Origin of the sequence: Paenibacillus brevis (genome assembly GCF_018919145.1) — a bacterium.
Taxonomy (GTDB): Bacteria; Bacillota; Bacilli; order Paenibacillales; family Paenibacillaceae; genus Fontibacillus; species Fontibacillus brevis.
On sequence record NZ_JAHLQJ010000006.1, the window covers coordinates 171,906 to 193,937 of the forward strand.

General features: G+C 50.2%; 21 protein-coding genes and 2 tRNA genes. 17 read left to right on the forward strand and 6 right to left on the reverse strand.

Annotated features, from left to right (window positions below):
* Positions 1-320 precede the first annotated feature (320 nt).
* Complete coding sequence (locus KQJ23_RS08820; protein WP_216478473.1) at positions 321-2,441, forward strand: putative bifunctional diguanylate cyclase/phosphodiesterase; 2,121 nt, start codon at positions 321-323, stop codon at positions 2,439-2,441.
* 139 nt (positions 2,442-2,580) lie between these two features.
* Here the strand turns inward: KQJ23_RS08820 and KQJ23_RS08825 are convergent.
* A tRNA-Gly gene (locus tag KQJ23_RS08825) sits at positions 2,581-2,654 on the reverse strand.
* A 9-nt stretch (positions 2,655-2,663) separates the two neighbouring features.
* Positions 2,664-2,740, reverse strand: a tRNA-Pro gene (locus KQJ23_RS08830).
* A gap of 531 nt (positions 2,741-3,271) precedes the next feature.
* Here KQJ23_RS08830 and pheS point away from each other — a divergent pair.
* The 3 genes from pheS (at position 3,272) to KQJ23_RS08845 (ending at position 8,461) form a co-directional block, all read left to right on the forward strand.
* Positions 3,272-4,306 carry a phenylalanine--tRNA ligase subunit alpha gene (gene pheS, locus KQJ23_RS08835; protein WP_216478474.1) on the forward strand — a complete coding sequence of 345 codons (1,035 nt, stop codon included), beginning with the start codon at positions 3,272-3,274 and terminating at the stop codon, positions 4,304-4,306.
* Positions 4,307-4,333: 27 nt separating this feature from the next.
* A complete protein-coding gene (gene pheT / locus KQJ23_RS08840) occupies positions 4,334-6,790 on the forward strand; it encodes a phenylalanine--tRNA ligase subunit beta (protein WP_216478475.1) in 2,457 nt (818 codons plus the stop codon).
* A 129-nt stretch (positions 6,791-6,919) separates the two neighbouring features.
* Positions 6,920-8,461 (forward strand): hypothetical protein, encoded by a 1,542-nt coding sequence (locus KQJ23_RS08845; protein ID WP_216478476.1) that lies wholly within the window; start codon positions 6,920-6,922, stop codon positions 8,459-8,461.
* Positions 8,462-8,532: 71 nt separating this feature from the next.
* On the opposite strand, the gene KQJ23_RS08850 is transcribed toward KQJ23_RS08845, so the two are convergent.
* Together KQJ23_RS08850 and KQJ23_RS08855 are read right to left on the reverse strand one after the other, a co-directional pair.
* Positions 8,533-8,865, reverse strand: a complete 333-nt coding sequence (locus KQJ23_RS08850) for a cupredoxin domain-containing protein (RefSeq protein WP_249529612.1) — start codon at positions 8,863-8,865, stop codon at positions 8,533-8,535.
* Between the two features lie 225 nt (positions 8,866-9,090).
* Entirely contained in the window at positions 9,091-9,447 is a 357-nt protein-coding gene (locus KQJ23_RS08855) for a phage holin family protein (protein WP_216478478.1), read from the reverse strand.
* A gap of 165 nt (positions 9,448-9,612) precedes the next feature.
* On the opposite strand from KQJ23_RS08855, the gene KQJ23_RS08860 reads away from it, so the two are divergent.
* The 3 genes from KQJ23_RS08860 (at position 9,613) to KQJ23_RS08870 (ending at position 13,140) form a co-directional block, all read left to right on the forward strand.
* Positions 9,613-11,976: an endonuclease MutS2 gene (locus KQJ23_RS08860; protein WP_216478479.1), complete on the forward strand. Its 2,364-nt coding sequence runs from the start codon at positions 9,613-9,615 to the stop codon at positions 11,974-11,976.
* Between the two features lie 15 nt (positions 11,977-11,991).
* Positions 11,992-12,408 carry a DUF350 domain-containing protein gene (locus tag KQJ23_RS08865; protein ID WP_233500587.1) on the forward strand — a complete coding sequence of 139 codons (417 nt, stop codon included), beginning with the start codon at positions 11,992-11,994 and terminating at the stop codon, positions 12,406-12,408.
* A gap of 195 nt (positions 12,409-12,603) precedes the next feature.
* Positions 12,604-13,140 carry a hypothetical protein gene (locus tag KQJ23_RS08870; RefSeq protein WP_216478480.1) on the forward strand — a complete coding sequence of 179 codons (537 nt, stop codon included), beginning with the start codon at positions 12,604-12,606 and terminating at the stop codon, positions 13,138-13,140.
* Positions 13,141-13,168: 28 nt separating this feature from the next.
* Here KQJ23_RS08870 and KQJ23_RS08875 read toward each other — a convergent pair whose 3' ends face one another.
* The gene (locus KQJ23_RS08875; RefSeq protein ID WP_216478481.1) at positions 13,169-14,398 is read right to left on the reverse strand and encodes an NAD(P)/FAD-dependent oxidoreductase; all 1,230 of its coding nucleotides are present in this window, start codon (positions 14,396-14,398) and stop codon (positions 13,169-13,171) included.
* 136 nt (positions 14,399-14,534) lie between these two features.
* On the opposite strand from KQJ23_RS08875, the gene KQJ23_RS08880 reads away from it, so the two are divergent.
* From KQJ23_RS08880 to KQJ23_RS08920, 9 genes are all read left to right on the forward strand, one after another.
* Complete coding sequence (locus KQJ23_RS08880; protein ID WP_216478482.1) at positions 14,535-14,768, forward strand: hypothetical protein; 234 nt, start codon at positions 14,535-14,537, stop codon at positions 14,766-14,768.
* Positions 14,769-14,815: 47 nt separating this feature from the next.
* The gene (locus KQJ23_RS08885) at positions 14,816-15,199 is read left to right on the forward strand and encodes a spore coat protein (protein WP_346779366.1); all 384 of its coding nucleotides are present in this window, start codon (positions 14,816-14,818) and stop codon (positions 15,197-15,199) included.
* Positions 15,200-15,378: 179 nt separating this feature from the next.
* Positions 15,379-15,879, forward strand: coding sequence for an Lrp/AsnC family transcriptional regulator (locus tag KQJ23_RS08890; protein WP_216478483.1), 501 nt, complete (start codon positions 15,379-15,381; stop codon positions 15,877-15,879).
* A 13-nt stretch (positions 15,880-15,892) separates the two neighbouring features.
* On the forward strand, positions 15,893-17,107 hold the full coding sequence (locus KQJ23_RS08895; protein WP_216478484.1) for an aminotransferase class I/II-fold pyridoxal phosphate-dependent enzyme: 1,215 nt from the start codon (positions 15,893-15,895) through the stop codon (positions 17,105-17,107).
* Positions 17,108-17,243: 136 nt separating this feature from the next.
* The gene (locus KQJ23_RS08900; RefSeq protein WP_249529613.1) at positions 17,244-17,522 is read left to right on the forward strand and encodes an aspartyl-phosphate phosphatase Spo0E family protein; all 279 of its coding nucleotides are present in this window, start codon (positions 17,244-17,246) and stop codon (positions 17,520-17,522) included.
* Positions 17,523-17,606: 84 nt separating this feature from the next.
* The gene (locus tag KQJ23_RS08905; protein ID WP_216478485.1) at positions 17,607-18,179 is read left to right on the forward strand and encodes a cob(I)yrinic acid a,c-diamide adenosyltransferase; all 573 of its coding nucleotides are present in this window, start codon (positions 17,607-17,609) and stop codon (positions 18,177-18,179) included.
* Positions 18,176-19,120, forward strand: a complete 945-nt coding sequence (locus KQJ23_RS08910; protein ID WP_216478486.1) for an RluA family pseudouridine synthase — start codon at positions 18,176-18,178, stop codon at positions 19,118-19,120. Before KQJ23_RS08905 ends, KQJ23_RS08910 begins: the two co-directional genes overlap by 4 nt.
* The gene (locus KQJ23_RS08915) at positions 19,117-19,488 is read left to right on the forward strand and encodes an arsenate reductase family protein (protein ID WP_216478487.1); all 372 of its coding nucleotides are present in this window, start codon (positions 19,117-19,119) and stop codon (positions 19,486-19,488) included. Before KQJ23_RS08910 ends, KQJ23_RS08915 begins: the two co-directional genes overlap by 4 nt.
* Entirely contained in the window at positions 19,485-20,375 is an 891-nt protein-coding gene (locus KQJ23_RS08920; protein ID WP_216478488.1) for a 5'-3' exonuclease, read from the forward strand. Before KQJ23_RS08915 ends, KQJ23_RS08920 begins: the two co-directional genes overlap by 4 nt.
* 25 nt (positions 20,376-20,400) lie before the next feature.
* Here KQJ23_RS08920 and KQJ23_RS08925 read toward each other — a convergent pair whose 3' ends face one another.
* Positions 20,401-20,703: a DUF3055 domain-containing protein gene (locus KQJ23_RS08925; protein WP_216478489.1), complete on the reverse strand. Its 303-nt coding sequence runs from the start codon at positions 20,701-20,703 to the stop codon at positions 20,401-20,403.
* Between the two features lie 227 nt (positions 20,704-20,930).
* Here KQJ23_RS08925 and KQJ23_RS08930 point away from each other — a divergent pair, with 227 nt between their 5' ends.
* Positions 20,931-21,941, forward strand: a complete 1,011-nt coding sequence (locus KQJ23_RS08930) for an HRDC domain-containing protein (protein ID WP_216478490.1) — start codon at positions 20,931-20,933, stop codon at positions 21,939-21,941.
* The last annotated feature ends 91 nt before the right edge of the window (positions 21,942-22,032 follow it).

The following is a 22,032-nucleotide window of genomic DNA, read 5'->3' on the forward strand; positions in this document are numbered from 1 at the left end:
CTCCGGTCTTACGCCAAATTCCGCTTATTCACAGACATTCCAGTTTTGCTCCGGATTTAACCTTTTTCACTGCATGCGTGTGATAAGTATTTCAAGTGATCGACCGATCACGTTATGTTGCGAAATGCCGCGTGCAAATCTCAGCGAGCGGTGTGCGTCATTAAGAGGGTGCAGCATCATTAGCATGCTTCTATTAACCGCAATGAATAATAATACGAAAATTGTTATTTTAAAATGGATGAAGCAGGAATAAATCGTTTCTTGTTGAATTATTATTGAGTGCGACTTGCAAGATACCAACCTCCAGGAGTTGAGCATATATGAATGTCAGGACAGAGGAGAAGACGGCAGTTATTCACATCGGGCTTGGTCTGTTGGTAATGTTAAGTCTATTCGCATTTTTTAAAAATTCTGGAAGTTTTGCTGATACTCAGATCATTCAGATTATCCAGCTGGTAGGAGGATTGCTCTGCGGTGCAGTGGCGTTCGCTATTTTTGCACAGGGCTGGATCTGGTTTGCCGAAAAGCTGTCCAAGCATCGCTTCTACACAGCAATCCTGTTCATCGTGCTGGCGGGTTTCAGTTTTCTGCTTGCCATGGGGCCGGACGGAGTAGGAGTACGGGATGCCGATATCGGTACCCGGCTAAGCAATGTCTGCCTGGTTATCTCCCACCTGATTTGTGCTGTAGGAATGTTATTGATATTTTCGGCTTCGGATAATCAAATTACGAGACGATATAAAGTAAGTGCTTTGCTTGGGACAGCCATCGGAAGCGGTGCGCTGCTTCTGCTTTTATTCTCTTATCAGCAGATTTTACCGGAAAGTATGTTGGAGCTTGGGAGCTTTCCTCAATTTAAAGCAACGATATGGATTATTACCATGCTGCTGTATTCTGCGGCGATTGCCGGAGTGATGTACCATCATCGCAAAGCAAGAACGATCGCATCGCTGACGGTGGTTCGTGCCTTGCTGTTTATGATGATGGGCTATTCCCTGCTGTTGACCGGAGATCCCGCAAAGCCCAGCCTTTATCATATGATTGGACAATGGTACATGGCGATATCCTATTATTTTGTGCTTAAAGGGGTTTATCAGCTGACGATTCTGGAGCCTTTCCGCGTCCAGCAGAAGATCGAAGCGCGCATGAAGCATATGGCTTATCATGATGACCTGACGGGTCTTCCCAATATTCGTCGTTTGAAGGAGACGCTTGCGGGGCTGCTTAGTTCCTCCTCAAGGACCTCTGAGCTGAAGGGCGTCGCGGTTGTCAATATCGATCGCTTTAAGGCAATCAATGATTCATTAGGCTACAGCACAGGCGATCTGCTGCTGAGAGAGCTCGGCAAAAGGCTCGAAATGTTATGCACAGAGCAGGAGAAGGTATATCGGCTGGGTGATGATGAATTCGCTTTGATATTCACAGGAATTACCCAATCGAAGCAGCTTGAAGACCGTGCAGAGCAATTGCTTCATTCTGTTAATCCCTCCATCACAATCGTGGATACGGAGTACCACGTTTCCCTCAGCATGGGATTGGCCATTTTCCCGTATGATGCGAGAAGCGTGGATCATTTGATTCAGTATGCGGACATGGCCGTGCATTATGCTAAAGAACGAGATGTGACATTTCTACGGTATTCGGAAGACATGAAATTGCGTACACAGGCAAGAGTGGAATTGGAAAACGATATGCGAAAAGCCTTGGAGAGAGAGGAATTCTTCCTTGAATTCCAGCCTCAGTTCAATTTACTGAGCGGGAAAATGGTGGGTATGGAGGCCTTGGTAAGGTGGAATCATCCGAAGCGCGGCCTGCTTCCTCCCAATGAGTTCATTCCGATTGCGGAAGAGTCCGGTTTAATTGTCCCGCTGGGAGAATGGGTGCTCAAGACAGCTTGTGAGCATAACAGAAGATGGCAGCTTGAAGGCTTTGATCCGGTATGTGTATCCGTCAATTTATCCATGCGGCAGTTCAGACAATACAACCTGGCGGAAAAGGTCGACTCCATTCTAAAAGAGGTTGGACTTGATGCCCGCTACCTTGAGCTTGAAGTAACAGAAAGCATGACCTTTGATATTGAGACGGCTCTGAATCAATTGGAGAGCTTGAAGAAGCTGGGCGTACATATCAGTATCGATGATTTCGGCACAGGGTACAGCTCTTTGAATTATCTGAAAAGTCTTCCTATCGACCGCCTCAAGATTGACCGTTCCTTTGTAAGGGAAGTCATGATTGACGGTAATGATGCAGCAATTGTATCCACGATCACGATGATGGCACATCACTTGAAATTAAAGGTTACGGCTGAAGGGGTGGAGAGCAAGGAGCAGTTGGAGTTTTTGAAGCAGCAGAATTGCCATGAGGGTCAAGGCTACCTGTTCAGCAAGCCCGTTAAAGCAGAAGTATTGAGAGATCATTTCCTGAACCGGAAGGCAGGATAAATAAAGGGAAAGGCAGTTCTATCAGCCCGCGGGCAGAAGAGCTGCCTTTATTTTTATGAAGTGATAGATGGAATGAGACATAACAAAAAACAGCCGCTTAGGAAGAACTTCCTAACGACTGCTAAACTGTAAATATAGATGGAGCGGGTGATGGGAATCGAACCCACGCTACCAGCTTGGAAGGCTGGAGTTCTACCATTGAACTACACCCGCAACTTATAATGGTCGGGACGACACGATTTGAACATGCGACCCCCTGGTCCCAAACCAGGTGCTCTACCAAGCTGAGCTACGTCCCGTCAACTTCACATTGGGTAAATTCTTTAGTGAAGACAAGAAATAATATAGCACTTTTCAAGAAGGGATGCAAGCACTTTTTGCCTCAACAAAAATTGCTTGCCGGAGAAATTTCAAGGCATTGCTTGCCATCGAAGTCAACTTTTCATATAATAGCAGATAATTGAACAAGCAAATGCAAAGATGGAGATAAGTAAGCAGAAGCCTCCTCACAGGGACAGGGTGCCATAGATTGAGAGCACTCTTGCGGAAACAGGCTGCTGAAGTTCACTCCGGAGCAGTGCCTTGAACCTGATGTGGATTTTAATCCCACGGCAATAGAGGCTACCGGCTGCGACCCGTTATGTCGATCAAGTGAGAATTCAGGCGAGGCTGCGATTCAGCTGTATTTGCAGATGCTTATGAGTTCTAACAAGGGTGGTACCACGGTCTGTTCGTCCCTTTCTGGGAGAACAGGCCTTTTTTATTTTTCCAGTGAGGCAATAATGGCCATGAAAGATCTTAGCATGACAGTCTAAAGGGGGATTCAATCAATGAAAGAACGTCTGGAATCATTGAAGCAGGAAGCAGTGGAGCAGCTTGGCGGGGTTGCCGATGTAGCCCAGTTAAATGACCTTCGGGTAAAGTATTTGGGGAAAAAGGGAGCACTGACGGAAATCCTGCGGGGCATGGGTGCATTGAGTGCCGAGGAGCGCCCGATCATTGGCCAGGTGGCAAATGAGGTGCGGAGCGTTATTGAAGCTCTTGTTGAAGAGAAGCAGGCAGCGTTCGACCGTAAGGAGACAGAAGGACGCTTGGCGGCGGAGAAGGTCGATGTTACTCTGCCAGGACGTCCAATGACGCAAGGCTCAGTTCATCCGTTGAATCAGATCATTCAGGAGATTGAAGACATTTTTATCGGTATGGGCTATCGAATTGCTGAAGGACCCGAGGTGGAGACGGATTATTATAACTTTGAAGCGCTGAATCTTCCGAAGAATCACCCAGCGCGGGATATGCAGGATTCCTTCTATCTGACGGAGGAATTGCTGATGCGTACCCAGACCTCTCCGGTTCAGGTGCGTACCATGGAGGCGATGAAAGGTGAGGTGCCGGTCAAGGTCATCTGCCCGGGGCGCGTATTCCGGCGTGATGACGACGATGCGACGCATTCCTTCCAGTTCCATCAAATCGAAGGCCTTGTTATTGGCGAAAAGATTCGAATGAGCGACCTGAAGGGCACGTTACTGGAATTCACCCGTAAAATGTTCGGCAGCCAGACTCAAATCCGGTTGCGTCCAAGCTTTTTCCCGTTCACTGAACCAAGCGTTGAGGTTGATGTAACTTGCGTGAAGTGCGGTGGAGACGGCTGCAGAGTGTGCAAAAATTCCGGCTGGTTGGAAATCCTGGGCAGCGGCATGGTACACCCTCGCGTTCTGGAGATGAGCGGCTACGATCCTGAGAAGTATAGCGGCTTTGCCTTTGGCATGGGGGTTGAACGGATTGCGATGCTGAAGTACGGTGTCGACGACATCCGTCATTTCTTTACTAATGATCTGCGTTTCCTGCAGCAGTTTTCGAGAATATAGAGCGCCGAATAGGAAGGGGAATAAACGATGAAAGTTTCAACCGATTGGTTATCACAATATGTATCTCTGGAGCAGGTTGATGTTGCTGAGCTTGCAGAGAAAATCACCCGATCCGGGATCGAAATCGATGGCGTTGAGAACCGCAACAAAGGGGTATCCGCATTGGTTGTTGTCGGATACGTCAAGCATAAGGAAAAGCATCCGGATGCGGATAAGCTGAATATTTGCACGGTGGATGCCGGGCAAGAAGAAGATCTTCAGATTGTCTGCGGCGCTAAAAATGTGGATGCAGGACAAAAAGTACCTGTCGCTCTTGTGGGAGCCAAGCTTCCGGGCGGTTTGGACATTAAGAAAGCCAAGCTGCGCGGAGTGGTCTCCCAAGGGATGATCTGTTCCGCCAAAGAGCTTGGACTTAATGATAAGCTGCTGCCAAAAGAGCAGCAGGAGGGTATTCTTGTACTTCCTGCAGACAGTACAGTCGGCTCCCCGATCGCCAAGCTGCTGCATCTGGATGATCAGGTGCTGGATTTCGACCTGACACCGAACCGTTCGGATTGTCTTAGCATGCTGGGAGCAGCTTATGAAGTGGCAGCCATACTGGGCCGGGAAGTGAAGCTACCTGATCCTGAAAGCAAATTGATCGAAGTGTCTGATGCGGCCTCTGAGTCGATTCGGGTAAAAATTGAGTCGCCTGAGCTGTGCGACCGGTATGCGGTAAGAGTTGTTTCCGGCGTAGAGATCGGGCCTTCCCCGCTTTGGCTGCAGAGCCGCCTGATGGCAGCCGGAATACGGCCGATCAATAACATTGTGGATATTACGAATTACGTTATGCTGGAATACGGCCAACCTCTGCATGCGTTTGATGCCGACAAGATTGCGGGGAAAACCATTGGCGTACGTGCTTCACGGGCAGGGGAGAAGCTAATTACATTGGATGGACAGGAGCGGACGCTTGAACCGGAAACGCTGCTGATCGTCGACGGGGAAGACCGTCCGGTTGGGCTGGCAGGCGTTATGGGCGGCCTGGATTCTGAAGTGACGGATTCAACACGTACTATTGTGCTGGAATCTGCCAAATTCGACGGCGGTTCCATTCGTAAAACCTCCCGTCAGCTGGGGCTTCGTTCTGAAGCATCACAACGCTTCGAGAAGGAGGTTGATCCGGCAAGAGTTCTTCCTGCTCTCAATCAAGCTTCGCTGATGATCGCAGAGCTTGCAGGCGGCCGAGTGCATAAAGGTATTGTCCAAGCGGTTGAGCGGGAAACAGAGCCGAAGACGATCAAGCTCTCTTTAAGCAAGGTGAACGACTATCTCGGAACAGATATCTCGTTGCTGGAAGCTAAGGCCATTCTGTTGCGTCTCCATTTCGAATGCGGGGATGCCGGTATGGGCGAGCTTGAAGTATGTGTTCCGACACGTCGGGGAGATATTACCCGGGATGTGGATCTCATTGAGGAAATCGCCCGGATTTACGGCTATGATAACATTCCTACAACCTCTATTGAGGGGCGGACAACAGCCGGTGGCTACACCAAGACACAGGCTTTGCGCCGTGCGCTTCGCCAACTGCTCGTGCACGGGGGCTGGCAGGAGACATTGGGATATTCGTTCATTCGTGAAGGAGCGGCCGGCGTATTCCCTTCGCTCGGAAAAGGCGGCGGGGAAGCCCGCCTTGCCATGCCGATGAGTGAGGACCGTAGTGTGCTTCGGGGAAGCTTGCTGCCAGGGCTGATGGATATGGCACAGTATAACCGGAACCGTAAGCAGAACGATCTGGCACTCTTCGAGATCGGTACTGTGTTCCACTCGGTTGATGAGAAGCTTGCAGAGAAGCCGCATGAGCTGGCTGTTCTTGGGTTGCTGCTGACGGGAAACCGCGGACTCAAGACATGGAATACCTCTGCGGAAAAGGTGGACTTCTTCGACTTGAAAGGAGCTTTGGAAAGTATATTTGCCAGCCTGGGTCTGGAAGGACGGATACGTTATGTAGCTGATCGTCCTAAGGGCTTCCATCCGGGACGCTCTGCCTCGCTCTATCTGCATGCGTCCGGAGAAGGCGAAGTTCATATCGGCACACTGGGCCAGCTTCATCCGGAGCTGCAGCGTGACATGGATCTGGAGGATACTTATGCGGCCGAGCTGTTGCTTGCACCTCTGTTCAGCCATGCCGGGGAAACGGTAAGCTATCGCGATTTGCCGCGCTTCCCGGCCATGCAGCGGGACATTGCTGTCGTAGTCGATCAATCCGTCGAAGCGGGCTCGCTTCTTGAATTGATCAAGCAGACAGCAGGCGAATGGCTTGAGCATGCCGAGGTATTTGATGTATTTACGGGAAGCAAGCTCGGCGAAGGCAAGAAGAGCGTGGCCTTGTCTCTTATCTACCGTCATATGGAGCGGACGTTAACAGATGAAGAGGTGGCGAAGGCGCATGAATCCGTGATTCAAGCCCTTGAGCAAACTTTTGCCGCTGAATTGAGAAAATAGCAGGAATTAAGTGAAGTCACATCGAATCATGAGTGTAAGAGTCATGCTTTGGTGTGGCTTTTCTATAAGCTAGTTCGACAAGTCAAAAATGACATCCAAGAGTAACCCAGGACGAAGGAGGCCCCTGCTGTGAACACCCCTGATCGCATTACGATAAATGTAGAGATATATGGCACATCCTATAAAATTGTGGGTGCCAACCCCGAGTATATGAAGCAAGTCGCCCGTCGCGTAGACGGACATATGCGCTCCATGGCCAAGCAATATGCCCATCTTGATACTCCGAGATTAGCTGTGCTGGCTGCGGTTAGAATGGCGGAAGAAGCGGTTAAGGTTGATGATCTGCAGGCTGAACTGGAGGAGCTCCAGAAGGAAAAGGGAAGCCTTGCTCAGGAGATATCCGTCCTTCAGGCGCTTCACACGAAACAGGAAGCTGCCCATAAGGAGCTGCAGGAGGAGCGGCATCAATTAAAAAGTGATAAGAAGACATTGACCGAACAGAATGCCAAGCAGGCTGCTTCTCTTCAAGAGCGGGAAGCGGAGTGCCAGAAGCTGGGCGGCAAGGTTCAGGAGCTTGAACGTCATTTAGCAGAGCTGAAGGGAAGTAACTCTCAACTTCAGGCGAAGCTCCGCGGAGTCGAACAGGATGTTCGTAAGGAGCAGCAAGAAAAAGCCAAGGCGCAAGGCGAGCTTCAAGCAGCCAAAGCCCGGGAGGAAGAAGCTAGGAAAGCGGGCGTGCAGTCGAAAGAGAGTGCGGCTAGGCTGGAACAGCAAGTAAAGCTGCTGCAGCAATCCTTGCAAGCGGCGGATAGTGAGATTAAGAAGCAGCAGCGCCTGCAGCAAGAGACGAAAGCCCGGGAGGACAAGCTGCGCGAGGAACTGGCAGCCGCCGTTCAGAACGAGGCATCCTGGCAAAAGCTTGCCGATAAGCGGAGTGAAGAGCTTACCCGGATGGAGATTACGCTGATGGAGAGCAAGGAGGCCGCAGCAGCTCTGGAGCGTAAGCTTGCTGCATCGACGGAAGAGCAAGCAACTGCGAGGAGAAGCTTGGCGCAGGAGCAGGGGCGGGTTGAAGACCTGCAGACGGAGCTGTCGGGCCTTCAGGCGAAGCTTGCGGAGGCCGAACAGACGAAAGCAACGTTGTTTAACAATGAGCAATTTATTCGTGAGGATAATGAGCGCTTGAAGAAAGAAGTGCAGGAGCTTGGCGGCCGGCTTCAACAGCTGGAGCAGGACATTAAGGATTACGCGTCGCTTGCCGATGATCAGGAACAGGCGAGGGAAGCTGCGGAGATCCGCGAGCGGGAATGGCGTGAGCAGCTTGCTCTGGCAGAGCAGGAGCTGAACTCGTGGCGTGATACAGAGCGTGAGCTTCAGCTTCAAATTGAGAACTGGCAGCAGGAGAGCGCAGCCGGCGGGGAACAAGTGCTGACCTTGAGAGAGGATTATGAGGAAGTATTGAAGGAACGGGATCGGCTTGCGGAAGAATTGAAGCAGATTTCAGACAGCTTCGAGATTATCTCTCATGAATATCGGCTGCTTCAAGTGGAGCGGGAGATGTCCTTGGAGAAATCGGAGAGCCGTGAAGCGGAATATCAGCGCTTGAAGGAAGACTATGCCAAGCTGCAGAACGAATATAACGAGTGGATCGAATTAATAGAACAGAATTGATTCATAGCAGAACGGCAGAATAGCGCCACCGGAACCTTTCTTCCGGTGGCGCTATCTGCTTGTGCTGCTTGTTATTCAACAATAAGCGTAGACACCATGGTACCATGACCAGAACCGCACATGATAGAGCATGCAATTTCATAATTTCCGGCTTCTTTCGGGATAATCACGACGGAGTCTTCCTTACCGCTCAATTGGACTCGCAGGCCGGGGATTAGGATTCCATGATTACCCTCGACATTCTTGAAGGTAATTTGCACAGGGACATCCTTCTTTACATGATATTCCTTCTGGTCAAATTCATAATTGACGGCTTCGATGATCAGTTCCGCCTCGGGCTTAACCTGAGCTTTGGTGCTTGCTGCAGAATTTGAGCTGCTTGAACATGCGCTTGCCAAAGTCAAAAGAACGCATAACATCAATAGTGCAATCGCCTTTCTCATTGTCAATCCCCCGCAATATGATATATTTGTGACAATTTCAAGTGTATTATAGCCCAGTTGCAGCTGAAGAAAGAATGTGAAGTGTGTCTAAATGGTGAACAGAAGATCGGGTACACACATTGAAAAGCCTGAGGCGAATACCCCAGGCTTTTCGAACAATGCGATGGCCGGCACGGTACGAAGCTGCTATCGCTCGCTTCTTCCAGCCTCAAACGGTGTGGACACAGGGATGAACAAATCGATAATCCCGATCACAAGCGCCGCGAGGATTGCCCCGATAATAGAGACAGATACGCCGGAGACAATAAATTGAGCCAGCCAGATGACGAGCGCGCTCGTAATGAAGCCGACGATGCCGCGTCCGAACGGGGTGACCTTTTTTCCGAAGATCCCTTCGATTGCCCAACCCATCAAGGCGATGACGAGTGCGAGCAGCAGGGCGCTGCCAAAGCCGCCTATACTGAATTGCGGGACGAGCCAGCCCACTACAAGCAGTACGAGGGCTGATACGATAAAGCGCACAACGTGTCCCAGAAATCGCATGGAACTTGGCCTCCTTTTTAGAATAGATATATCTCCTTGACCCTTCTTTTGAATCTTGCTTAGTGTGTACGGGAAAAACCTTAAATATGTAACCGGGCAGCAAATGGCGGAAATACGGGATATTCGATATAATATAAACAATGCTCGAGGGGAGTCGTGAGTTTCTTGAACGAAAAAATATTCAAAACGATGGAATACCGCAAAATTATCGACCAGCTTATTAAATATACACAGACTCCGATGGGCAAAGAGGCGGCAGAACGGCTTGTCCCTGTAACGGATCTGGACGAAGTCAAGCGCTTGCTTCAAGGGACGGAGGAGGCGTTCACGGTCGACCGATTGAAGGGCGCTCCTTCCTTCGGCGGAATTGTCGATATGACACCTGCCGTAAAGCGGGCCCGCATTGGCGGAACGCTGAATCCGCATGAGCTGCTTGGCGTCGCAACGACGCTGGAAGGAGCACGGAGAATCAAGCGCTACCTTGCTTCCATGCACGAGGAGCATCCTGTTGAATTGCTGTATGCCTTAAGCGATAACATCAGCGAGCAAAAGCCGCTGGAGGATGCGATCAAGCGATGCATCGACGATAGCGCTGAAGTGCTGGATTCAGCGAGTGCAGAGCTTGCCCAAATTCGCCGAGAGCTACGGGGAGGGGAAGTTCGGATTCGCGAGAAGCTGGATGCCATGATCCGTTCCTCCAACGTCTCGAAGATGCTGCAGGATCAATTGATCACGATTCGCGGAGACCGGTTTGTTATTCCGGTCAAGGCGGAATATCGCGCCCATTTCGGCGGGATTGTTCACGATCAATCGGGCTCCGGTGCAACGCTCTTTATTGAGCCTGAATCGATTGTTGCCATGAACAATAAGCTGCGGGAGACAAGGCTGCGCGAGGAGCGTGAGATCGAGGTTATTTTGCAAAAGCTGACTGCGCTTACGGGAGATCAGGCCGAGCTGCTGCTATATGATAGCGATGTGGTCGGGCAACTGGATTTTATATTCGGGAAGGCACGTCTAGCCCGTGAAATGAAGGCTGTTCTACCGAGAATGAATGATCGCGGATTTATGAAGCTGCGCAAAGGCCGGCATCCGTTAATTGACCGTGACCAGGTCGTGCCAATCGATGTGGAGCTGGGCAACCAATATTCCACGATTATTGTTACGGGACCGAATACGGGCGGGAAGACGGTTACGCTGAAGACGATCGGCTTATTGAGTCTGATGGCGATGTCTGGCTTGTTCGTTCCTGCCGAGGAAGGAAGCCAGCTGTGCGTATTTGATGCGATCTATGCAGATATCGGAGATGAGCAGAGTATTGAGCAGAGCCTCAGTACCTTCTCCAGCCATATGACGAATATTATCTCCATCCTTAAGCAGATGACGCCTAAAAGTCTGGTGCTGCTGGATGAGGTGGGTGCGGGTACCGATCCTGCCGAAGGCTCGGCACTGGCTATTGCCATTCTGGAGCATATACACAGCTTCGGCAGCCGCATGATCGCTACGACACATTACAGCGAATTGAAGGCTTACGCTTATGAGCGTAAAGGCGTCATCAACGCGAGTATGGAGTTTGACGTGAATACGCTTAGTCCGACGTACCGATTGCTTGTTGGCGTGCCAGGACGAAGCAACGCCTTTGCCATTGCGGAGCGTCTGGGACTGCCGTCGCAGATTCTGGACTACGCTCGCGGCGAGGTAACGGAAGAGGATCAGCGGGTAGAGCATATGATCGCCTCGCTCGAAGAGAATCGGACCGCCGCAGAGCAGGAACGGGAATCTGCCGAGAAGCTGCGTAGGGATCTGGAGAATCTACGAAGCCGCCATGAGGCTGAGCTTGAGAAGCTTGAACAGCAGAAGGACCGCAGACTGGAAAAGGCCGAAGATGAGGCGCGGGCTATCATTGCCAAGGCGAAAGCCGAAGCGGAGAAGATTATTGATGATCTCCGGCGAATCGCTCAGGAAGAAGGCGCTGCCGTTAAGGATCACAAGCTGATAGCGGCCCGCAAGCAGCTGGAGGAGGCCGAGCCTGCCCAGCGGAAGAAGACAGCCGTCCGCAAAGCGGGCAAACAGCCGCGGCAGATCGGTCCCGGGGATGAGGTTATGGTCTACAGCCTGAACCAGAAAGGGCATGTTGTAGAGCTTGCTGGAGCGAGGGAAGCGCTTGTTCAGCTTGGGATCATGAAGATGAAGGTTTCATTAGACGACCTGGAGCTCCTGGCTGCTTCGCCGGCACCAAAGCAGGTTCAAAAAGTCGCACCCAACGTTAAACGGACAAGAGACGATAATACTAGAAGCGAGCTGGATCTGCGGGGAGCCAACCTGGAAGAAGCGCTTATCGAGGTGGACCGTTTCATTGACGAAGCCTACCTGGCGAATCTGGGACAGGTCTATATCATTCACGGGAAGGGCACCGGTATCCTTCGTACCGGCATATCTGAATATTTACGCAAGCATAAGCACATCAAGAGCTACCGGCTGGGAAATTACGGCGAAGGCGGAACCGGGGTTACCGTTGCCGAGCTGAAGTGATGAGGAGGATGTGTGTTGAGAGAAAGTATTGATCCGCTGCTGGAGCAGCCGGTAGGTTTGATGGCAGGGTACTTTTCTGTAGCTGTTATCGAATTGATCGTATTTCTTTCGTGTTTCGAGCTTGTGACCAAATATCGTTGCTGGCATGAGATCAAGCGTGGCAATATCGCTGCATCCTTGGCAACGGGCGGAAAAATCTTCGCTCTATGCAATATTTTGCGCTTTGCAACCGCACGATCGAACATTTATGATTTCATGGCCTGGTCGTTTGTCGGAGCGTTCTTGTTGTTCTTGGCTTACATCATGTTTGAGTTCCTGACGCCAGTATTCCAGATCGACAAGGAGATCGCTGAAGGGAATACAGCGGTAGGCCTGATTGCTATGGCAGTCTCCGTCTCCGTATCCTTTGTAATAGGAGCCTGTATCGCATAGGGGGGATTCTTGGTGCTGAAAAATTTGGTCCGAGTTCTGTTTGTGGCTTCGATGTTATTTCTTATAGCAGGTATTATTTTTTTGTGGAAGGCTTAAAGTGGAAGTTCAAAAGGTCAGTCTTTCAGCCCAAGAAGGTTGCGAGAACCTGAAGGTGATCAACATTTAGGCATGATGCCTATGGAAGGATGTAAATACATGGTAGAAACTACGATTTGCCCATGGTGTCAGACAGAGATTGTCTGGGATGAGGAGTTGGGACCGGAGGAAGAGTGTCCCTATTGCCACAATGAGCTGAAGGGGTACCGAACGCTCAATATTGCCCTGGGCTCGGATGAAGATTGGGAGGATGAGGAAGACACTTCCGGTGACGATACGGATGCTACGGGGCTCTGGCAGGAGGATGAGAAGGGTCATTTGAATGCGATCCGCAGGGTGGAAGCTTTTGCTGGCGCGGGTGGAGACCTCTTGGCCTATGAATCGGGAGTAGAGAAGCAATTGGACTCTCAAGAGGAGGTCCCGGAGTGTCCGCATTGCCGGGAGTATATGCTGCATGTAGGAACAGAGCCATTGCCTCAGAGCTTTAAGCCGGTGCAAATGCAAGCGAAGGATACGCCTATGCTTCAGTCAAGCGCCGTCTTGAATGTCTATGTATGCTCGGCCTGCTTCCAGGTTAGCCGCTTTCTGTCGGAGGATGACCGGAATCAGTTGATCAAGACAGTTAGCGAAGAATAAGAACAAGATGAAGCACCAGATCCGCCCCTCAACTGGAAGGGACAGGTCTGGTGCTTCTTGTTAATGAGAACATTTCGGCATCTTCACGTGAAATGCCCGTAATAAGGTCGGCAATTAACTCAGCACCCAGCATGCTGCATACGGTGCCGTTCCCTCCATATCCCTCCAGAAAGTAACAGCGGGGAAAGTCAGGATGGCCGCCGATGAAAGGCAATCCGTCACGTGTTCGCCCGAATACGGCTCCCCAGGAGCGCTTGATCTGTAGCGAGGATTTTTCAGGGAACATCTGATGAAGCAGATGCAATAGATCCTTGCCCTTCTGGATTTCCCGTCCTTCTTTAAGCCCGCCTGCTGGAAGGGGCTCATCCAAGCCGCCGATGATAATATTGCCGTCTGAAGAGGTTCGCATGTACAAATAAGGGCGTGCTGTCTCCCAAATCAGGCAGCGTTCATACCAATCATCGAAATGGGGTGCGGGATCAGTAGCAATGGCATAACTGGTTACGAGTTCTGCTCCAGGCTCCCGCTTCAGAGTCTGAGCCATATAGCCTGTTGCAAAGATAACGTGCTTCGCCTTGACCGTGTAGGCTCCGCATCGGCAGATCACCTCGTCCGGGCGGAACGAGCCTATTTGAATCGGGGAGTACTCGAATACTTGAACGCCTTTGGAGGCGGCGTGCCTGACCAGCCCCCGTGTGAAGTCAACGGGCTGAATTTCCGCATCGTCCTTCGTGTAAATTGCGGCAGGCCGTTGAAAAGGGAATTTACTGCGGATTTGATCGGCATCCAGCCATTCTGCAGGGAATCTGTATTTCTGCAGTGTTGTATATTCTTCATATAGCAAGGGCACATCTTCTTCGCTGCTTGCAAGATAGAGACTGGGTCTTATCTCTAGCGCACGAAGATTAAGCGATTGATTGATTTCCTTCAGATGCTCCAATGCAGACCGGCATGCACGATAAAAGTGTACAGCCTTTTGCTCGCCCAGTGTATGTATGAATGAAGTCAGGCTTTTGTCGTTGGCATATTGAATGAGCCCGGTATTGACAAGGGTGCTTCCGGTGCCGATTGTATTCTGTTCGGACAAGACTACAGACAACCCCTGCTGATGCAGCAAATGAGCGCATAGAGCCCCTCCGATGCCGCCGCCTATGATCAGGCAATCGCAGGTTAGGTCTTGCTCCAGCTTGGGGTATGAGGCCTGGGGTTCCCGGGTATCCAGATTCATCCAGAGATAATCGCCGATATGCAGCTTCATCTTTGCTCCTCCTTACAAAGTCACCTATCTCAATATTCACCTGGATGACATAAGTATAACCAGCCTGTCCTAATAAAAATTTGGAACGGGGGATATAATATGCCACGAACGCACATTACAACCTGGAGGAGTCAACATGAACAATCACCAAATGCAGGCGCTCTCCGGCAAAGAGCTCAATTACATCGCCGATAGTATCGCCAACGAAGATATGCTGATCAAGATGTGTGCTGCTGCGGTCCAAATCTCGACACATCCGCAGATTACGCAGGCAGTTACCCAGCACATTCAGGTTCACGAACAGCACATGGACAAGCTTCTTGATGCGCTCAAGCAGCATCAGCCGCTTGCTCCCGGACAGACACAATAGCTTGCTTCACGTATCCATGGACTATAACGACAACAGGAGGAAATCAAGTGAATAATCAGCTTCAGAATGACATGCTGCCGCAGGACGATTTGTTGAAAATAGTATTGGCCGACTTGAGAAGAACTTCGCGCGAATATACGACGGCAACTACGGAAGCCTCTTGTCCCGCAATTCGCAGCTTATTCTCGGAACTGACCGATAGCACCTTGAAATTGCAAGGAGAGCTCTACAAGCTGATGGAGGAGCAGCAGATTTACACCAAGCCTGCCGGGGCTCCCCGTAAAGAAGTAGATAAGAACCTGCAGGAGGCGGAACAGGCATGCAGACAGGCGAAGCAATTTGCCGCCCAGCATCAAAGTCAAATGGGGTCCATGGCTGCTCATATGTCTAACGTATCCGCTCATCAGGTCAATACAAAGCCATTTAACTAGTCGCAAGGTTACAGGATGTAACGCGACTTGCAAATCATCGGCGTTCGCTTCGGGAAATCTTCCATGGAGCGGACGTTTTTATTTGCAGGAGTAACAAATTCATGTAATATAAGTAGTAAATTTGATTCCGAAACTTTAGGTGTGATGACCTGAATCGGAACAGCGCTGGAGGATGAAGCATGAAACCGTTAAGCGATTTGAAGCTGAAAGTGCTGGATCTTCTGAGAGAGGATGCCCGCCGGGATCCTAAACTGCTGGCGACCTTGGTCGGTGCGTCGGAGCAGGAAGTGGCTGAGGTGATCGCGGAGCTTGAAGAAGATCATGTGATTGTGAAGTATGCGACAGTGGTCAATTCTAGCAAGTTGGATGATGAGAAGGTAACCGCACTGATTGAAGTGCAGATTACGCCTGAGCGCGGACGGGGATTTGAAGCCATTGCGGAGCGGATTTACTTGTTCCCGCAGGTTATGTCCGTCTACCTCATGTCCGGTGCCTATGATTTGCTCGTAGAGGTTGAAGGACGCAATTTGAAGGAAGTCGCGAGCTTTGTCTCCGACAAGCTGTCCCCGTTGGAATCGGTGCTATCGACGAAGACGCATTTTATTCTTAAAAAATACAAGCAGGACGGTATCATCTTCGAGGATCCTGAAGAGGATCGCCGTCTGATGATTTCTCCGTAAAGGAAGTAATGTCATGAGTATTCATTCACAGGAAGAGCAGCACATGGAATCGGCCGGCAAGACGATGACGTCCTATTTGGCGCCCCGGGTACGGGATATTCAGCCTTCAGGGATACGCCGCTTCTTTGACCTGGCTAGTGGAAACAAGGATATTATTACATTGGGTGTAGGGGAGCCTGACTTCATTACACCCTGGCATGTAAGAGAAGCCTGCGTATACTCTTTGGAGCGCGGATTTACAAGCTACACCAGCAACGCGGGTACCCCTGAGCTGCGGGAAGCCATTGCAGAGTACTTATATAACAGCTATCAGGTAAAATATAATCCAAAGGATGAAATCCTAGTTACCGTAGGAGCGAGCGAAGCGATTGATCTGGCTTTGCGTGCCTTGATCGTACCGGGAGACGAGATTCTTATTCCGGTACCTTGCTATATCTCTTATTCTCCAATCACGGCAGTTGGAGGCGGTGTACCCGTTGAGGTCGAGACCTTTGCCAAGGACAGCTTCAAGCTCCAGGCCGCGCAGCTTGAAGCCAAGATTACACCTAAATCAAAGGTGCTGATTCTTAATTACCCGAGCAATCCGACTGGGGGAATTATGAGCTATGAGGACTGGCTTCCCATTGCCAAGCTTGTAGAAAAGCATGACTTGATCGTTATTTCCGATGAGATTTATTCAGAGTTGACCTATGGAGAGAAGCATGTCAGCTTTGCATCGATTCCGGGTATGAAGGATCGTACAATTCTCGTCAATGGCTTCTCCAAGGCCTTTGCCATGACGGGCTGGCGAATGGGGTATGCTTGCGGACACCCGGATTTGATCTATGCAATGCTGAAGATTCACCAATATACGGTTATGTGTGCTCCGGTCATGGGACAAATTGCTGCGCTTGAAGCTTTGAAGAATGGTCTGGAGGACAAGGATCATATGGTGGAGTCGTATAATCAGCGCAGACGGCTGATTGTTCAGGGCTTGCGGGATATCGGTCTTGCCTGTCATGAGCCGCAGGGCGCCTTCTATGCCTTTCCAAGCATAGAATCAACCGGACTAACCTCCGAGGAGTTTGCTACGGGCTTGCTGAAGGAGGCTAAAGTTGCCGCCGTACCGGGCAATGTCTTCGGCGCAGGGGGAGAAGGCTTCCTCCGCTGCTCTTATGCGACGTCTGTGAACCAGATCAGCGAGGCGCTGCACCGGATCGGACAATATGTATACCAACTGAATAGATAATAACCCTGTTATTCCCGGAGCGCCGAGAATTTATCGTAATTAACAGTTATTTCAATAATTAATTGATCATTGGATGATTCCCATGGTATAATTTGATTTTGGAAGGTGCTTTAAGATTCTCTGGGAGGGATTTCTTTTGGGTTGTGGTGAGATTAAGTTGCCATTCGAAATGGATGATTCTACAGCTGGAAATGGCAATCATTTGAATGAATGGGAAGATGAAGCGAGTCGGATGACTTCACCACATGCAGTATCTCCCTATACACTGGAAGACGAAATTCGCATCTTACGTTATAAGATGGTAAAGCTATTTCAACAGGAGAACTCATTTACATCGGATAATGTGATTGAGATCAGTAGTCTTCTTGACCTGAAAATCAATGAATTTATGAGGACATATCAGAAAAATGAATAGCAGCACCTTGGAGACGCCGCGAGGCGTTTCTTGTTTTTCACCACTCATTAGCGATATATTGAGGACAGAAAGCGGGGAGAGCAGATGAAACTGTATACGCGTACCGGAGATGCGGGACAAACCTCGGTTATAGGAGGAAGAGTCGATAAGGATGATCTTCGAATAGAGGCTTATGGTACGATTGATGAGTTGAATAGTTATGTTGGCTTGGCTGCTGCCTACGGAGATTCCGTGCTATTCGGAGATTTAAAGGACCAGCTTCAGCAGATTCAGCATGAATTGTTCGATTGCGGAGCTGATCTGGCCTATGCCACCGAAAATGAGGAGCGGTATAAGGTCCGGGGAGAACTATCGGCCCGGCTCGAGGCTTGGATGGATCAATATCAGCAAGAAACGCCGCCGATCGAAAAATTCATCCTTCCAGGCGGAACCCAGTTGGCTGCAGCACTACATGTCTGCCGAACAGTCTGCCGCCGTGCTGAACGGAGAGTAGTCAGCCTATTCCGGACCAAGCAAGGAAATGGAGAGGTTCTGATCTATCTCAACCGGTTGTCCGATTATTTCTTTGCGGCTTCGCGGGTAGCCAACTATCGTTTGGATCAGGAGGATGTCGAGTACATTCGCAGTGCCAATGTATTCGGCAAGTCTGGGGAATGAGCACATATTATGACCCTATCTCCTACCTGGTCACCGAGGATGAGAATGGCTGGCAGGTAAAGAAGGTGTTACAGCGAAAGCTGGGGGTATCCCGCAAGCTGATGTCAAGAATCAAGCTGACAGAGCGGGGTGTGCTGCTGAACGGAACGAGAGTGTATATTAGCGCGCTTGTGAAAGCGGGGGATCGGATATCCATTTCCCTGGAAAAAGAGTCGTCGGAGGATATACTTCCTCAGCCCATTCCCTTTGATATCGTGTATGAAGATGACGCTCTATTAATCGTGAATAAAGCACCGGGCATCATTGTGCATCCTACTCATGGCCACTATACAGATACATTAGCTAACGGGGTGGTGTACTATTGGCAGGAGCAGGGGAAGCAGTATCGTTTCCGGCCGGTGCATCGGCTGGATCAGGAGACAAGCGGTTTGATTGCAATTGCAAAAAATGCATACATTCATCAGCATATTTCCGAGCAGTTGATTGCAGGTACCGTGACTAAAAAGTACACAGCTCTGGTGTACGGGTGCCCTGAGCATCCGGAAGGTATTATTGATGGCCCCATTGACCGGGATCCGGAGCAGCCTCACCGGAGAATCGTTACCCCGGATGGTTACCCTGCTTTGACAAGCTATAAAGTGATTCAGTGCTATCCGGGTAAAACAGGAGCACAGGTTGAATTACGCCTGGGTACGGGAAGAACCCATCAAATCCGGGTTCATATGACCTCGATCGGTCATCCCTTGATCGGGGACAAGATGTATACCCTGGAGCACGGAGCGATGACTTCGATGGAGGAGTGGATCGGGAGGCAGGCCCTACATGCTTCAGAGCTGGGATTCCGGCATCCGTTAACTGGAGAGGAACTGTTATTCGAGGCCTCTTTGCCTGCCGATATGGAGTTGCTGAGACAGAGACTTGAAGGAGGAACAGAAGGATGAGCAGACTGGTTATCTATCAATATCCCCCGTGCGGAACCTGCCGCAAGGCAGTGAAATGGCTTGAGCAGCAAGGATATGAACTTGATTTACGCAATATCAAAGAGGCTCCTCCATCCGCAGAAGAACTGGCTGAATTGCTGGACAAGAGCGGGCTGGAGCTGAAGAAATTCTGGAATACAAGCGGAGATGCCTATCGCGAGCAAGGTTTGAAGGACAAGCTTCCTGCGATGAGCCGCGAGGAGCAGATGGAATTGCTCGCTTCGAACGGAATGCTAATTAAGCGGCCGATTGTATATGACGGGACACGCGTGACGGTAGGATTCAAGGAAGAGATGTATGAGCAAGCCTGGAAGGAGAATCAGGGATGAATCTGAATACGGAAAGAGAAAAGGTTCTGCTCGTTGACGGCATGGCTTTGATGTTCCGGGCTTACTATGCCTCTGCGGTGACAGGGTATATCCGTCGCACGAAGGCTGGCTTGCCAACCAATGCGGTCTATGGATTTATGCGTTATTTCTGGGATGCGGTTCAGAAGTTTGATCCAACGCACATTGTTTGCTGCTGGGATTTGGGCGGAAAGACATTTCGAGCGGAACAATTCGCCGCTTACAAGGGAAACCGCTCTGAGGCGCCGGATGATCTGATTCCTCAGTTCGCTGTCATTCAAGAAGTGATGGAGAGCTTGAACATCCCGAACATTAGCTGTCCGGGCTATGAGGCTGACGATTGTATTGGCAGCTTGGCTTCCCGCTTCAGCAAGGAGATGGATGTCTATATCCTGACCGGAGATCATGACATGCTTCAGTTGGTCAATGAACGTACCCGGGTTATTATTATGAAAAAGGGCCATGGTAATTATATGGTCTACTCCCCCGAAAGCCTGATGGAGGAGAAACAACTGATTCCCCGCCAGATTATCGACCTCAAGGGGCTTATGGGGGATACGAGCGATAATTACCCTGGGGTAAAAGGCATTGGCGAAAAGACGGCGCTTAAACTTGTGCAGGAATTCGGCTCCATCGAAGGGATTTTGGCGAATATGGATTCTTTGTCCAAATCCGTTCGAACTAAAATTGAGAATGACCTGGATATGCTGCACCTGTCGAGAAGTCTCGCGGAGATCCGCTGCGACCTGGATGTGGTCTGTACGGCGGACGGCTGCCGTCTTAACCTGGATCCGATTACTGTCATCTCTAAATTTGAAGAATTGGAAATGGCGAGTATGAGCACATGGATGGGACTTGCCGCGAATTAAGCGGGACAGACTGACGAAGTTCCGTCTAGTCTGTAAAGTAGGCGTCTCCGATGACCTGAACCAGAAATAATCGAAGCTCTGACGCTTCCTCCTCATTCAGCTTGAAGACATGCTCAATATACCCTTCCTCATCCAGGTCATCACTTCCAAGGATGGCGCTCTTTCCATTTTGCAAATCCGTAACCAGCTTCTTTCCGTAGAACCGGTTGGTAGAGGTAACCGCGAAATCAAAGCGCTGTAAGGAAGGTCCGATAAAGGTTACGAATCGTGTGGATGTCTGTTCCGTGCTGTCGGATAAAAAATCCAATTCTTGTTGGGGTTCCGTCATTACTAATCCTCCTGTTATGTATTCATTCTCTTGTCATTATAACGAGTACATGAGCCAAGGAGCAACGGGAAGCAATAAAGACAGGGCCATATTGACAGTTTGGATGAGCATGGTATTATTAGAAATAACAGTATATGGTTACGGGGAAGCACCTCTCTTGAATATTCAAGGGGGGTGCTTTTTTTATTTGCCCCTGTTACCGGAGCTGAACTTGAAGGAGGGATCACATGAGAATCATTTTTTTGAACAGTCTGGAGAAGCAGCAGAATGAGACGATGCCTTGTAGCGCTCAGGTCTGGATTGGAGAGGAAGAAGGAATCTGGCGGATGGGATGGAACGAGACCATTGCGGAGAGTGACACAGAGACAATCTGGTATGAAGGGGCCTCCTGGTCAGAGATGCTGCATGTATACAGGCATCAGTTGGCGATCAAGCTGAGCGAAGGCTACCGTCCGGTTCTGGAAGGGATCTGGGATGGACAGGACGACGGGTATCAGGGACGGAGTGTGGCGCAGAAGCTGCTATGCTACAGCGACATGCATCCAAATGAAGCGCTATATAGCGAACTGAGCTTATGGAGACGGAAGAAGGCGGCCGAGCTGCGCAAGCCTCCATACATGATTGCAAGCAATCGGCTGTTAAAGCTCATCAGTGTATTTAGGCCGTTAACCAATGAAGAGTTGATGCAGCTTCCGGGAGTTGGAGCTGCAAAAGCAGCGGAATACGGTCAAGAATGGATTGTGATGATGGCTTCGGCTGCTGGAGAACGTCCCGGCCAATTTCCATTGGACTGGGTAGACAGACAGATTGATGATGAGGTCTATCGTGCCTGGATATACAGGCAGAAAGAGGCTAAATTCCGCATGGAGACAGAAAGGATCGCTGTGCGGCGCAAAATTATGGATGAAGCTGTCCGCGGTTCCAATCTGGATGGAATATGTACGGCGACAGGACTTCAGCGCAGGGAGCTGGTTGAATGGCTGGAAGTGCTGGAGAAGGATGGCTATTCCATGGACGACATTATCGGGAAGGAACTGGAGGGCATGGCCGTAGAAGATATTCAAGCGGTATGGGATACCTTTGAGGAGCTTGGCGATCAATTATTGAAACCGGTGCTTCAACGGCTGTATACAGCTGAGGCGATTGAAGCCACAGGACAAGAGATGCTTTATGAACGTCTGCGGCTGATTCGCATGAGATTCCGGAGGGAGAGAAGCTCTAACCGGAAGGCGGTGTAGATCGTCGGCATTTAAATGAAAAGGGGCGGCCGTTAAGATACTGCCTGGAAGTATTCCAGATCCGTATCTTAACGGCCGCCCCTGTAACAAT

Excerpts from the sequence above, each read along its gene's own strand:
- KQJ23_RS08855 (WP_216478478.1), bottom strand. The coding sequence starts at position 9,447 with ATGCGATTTCTGGGACACGTTGTGCGCTTTATCGTATCAGCCCTCGTA.
- KQJ23_RS08890 (WP_216478483.1), top strand. The coding sequence starts at position 15,379 with ATGAAACCGTTAAGCGATTTGAAGCTGAAAGTGCTGGATCTTCTGAGA.
- KQJ23_RS08930 (WP_216478490.1), top strand. The coding sequence starts at position 20,931 with ATGAGAATCATTTTTTTGAACAGTCTGGAGAAGCAGCAGAATGAGACG.
- KQJ23_RS08920 (WP_216478488.1), top strand. The coding sequence starts at position 19,485 with ATGAATCTGAATACGGAAAGAGAAAAGGTTCTGCTCGTTGACGGCATG.
- pheT (WP_216478475.1), top strand. The coding sequence starts at position 4,334 with ATGAAAGTTTCAACCGATTGGTTATCACAATATGTATCTCTGGAGCAG.
- KQJ23_RS08915 (WP_216478487.1), top strand. The coding sequence starts at position 19,117 with ATGAGCAGACTGGTTATCTATCAATATCCCCCGTGCGGAACCTGCCGC.
- KQJ23_RS08880 (WP_216478482.1), top strand. The coding sequence starts at position 14,535 with ATGAACAATCACCAAATGCAGGCGCTCTCCGGCAAAGAGCTCAATTAC.
- KQJ23_RS08895 (WP_216478484.1), top strand. The coding sequence starts at position 15,893 with ATGAGTATTCATTCACAGGAAGAGCAGCACATGGAATCGGCCGGCAAG.
- pheS (WP_216478474.1), top strand. The coding sequence starts at position 3,272 with ATGAAAGAACGTCTGGAATCATTGAAGCAGGAAGCAGTGGAGCAGCTT.
- KQJ23_RS08875 (WP_216478481.1), bottom strand. The coding sequence starts at position 14,398 with ATGAAGCTGCATATCGGCGATTATCTCTGGATGAATCTGGATACCCGG.
- KQJ23_RS08925 (WP_216478489.1), bottom strand. The coding sequence starts at position 20,703 with ATGACGGAACCCCAACAAGAATTGGATTTTTTATCCGACAGCACGGAA.
- KQJ23_RS08820 (WP_216478473.1), top strand. The coding sequence starts at position 321 with ATGAATGTCAGGACAGAGGAGAAGACGGCAGTTATTCACATCGGGCTT.
- KQJ23_RS08870 (WP_216478480.1), top strand. The coding sequence starts at position 12,604 with ATGGTAGAAACTACGATTTGCCCATGGTGTCAGACAGAGATTGTCTGG.
- KQJ23_RS08905 (WP_216478485.1), top strand. The coding sequence starts at position 17,607 with ATGAAACTGTATACGCGTACCGGAGATGCGGGACAAACCTCGGTTATA.
- KQJ23_RS08910 (WP_216478486.1), top strand. The coding sequence starts at position 18,176 with ATGAGCACATATTATGACCCTATCTCCTACCTGGTCACCGAGGATGAG.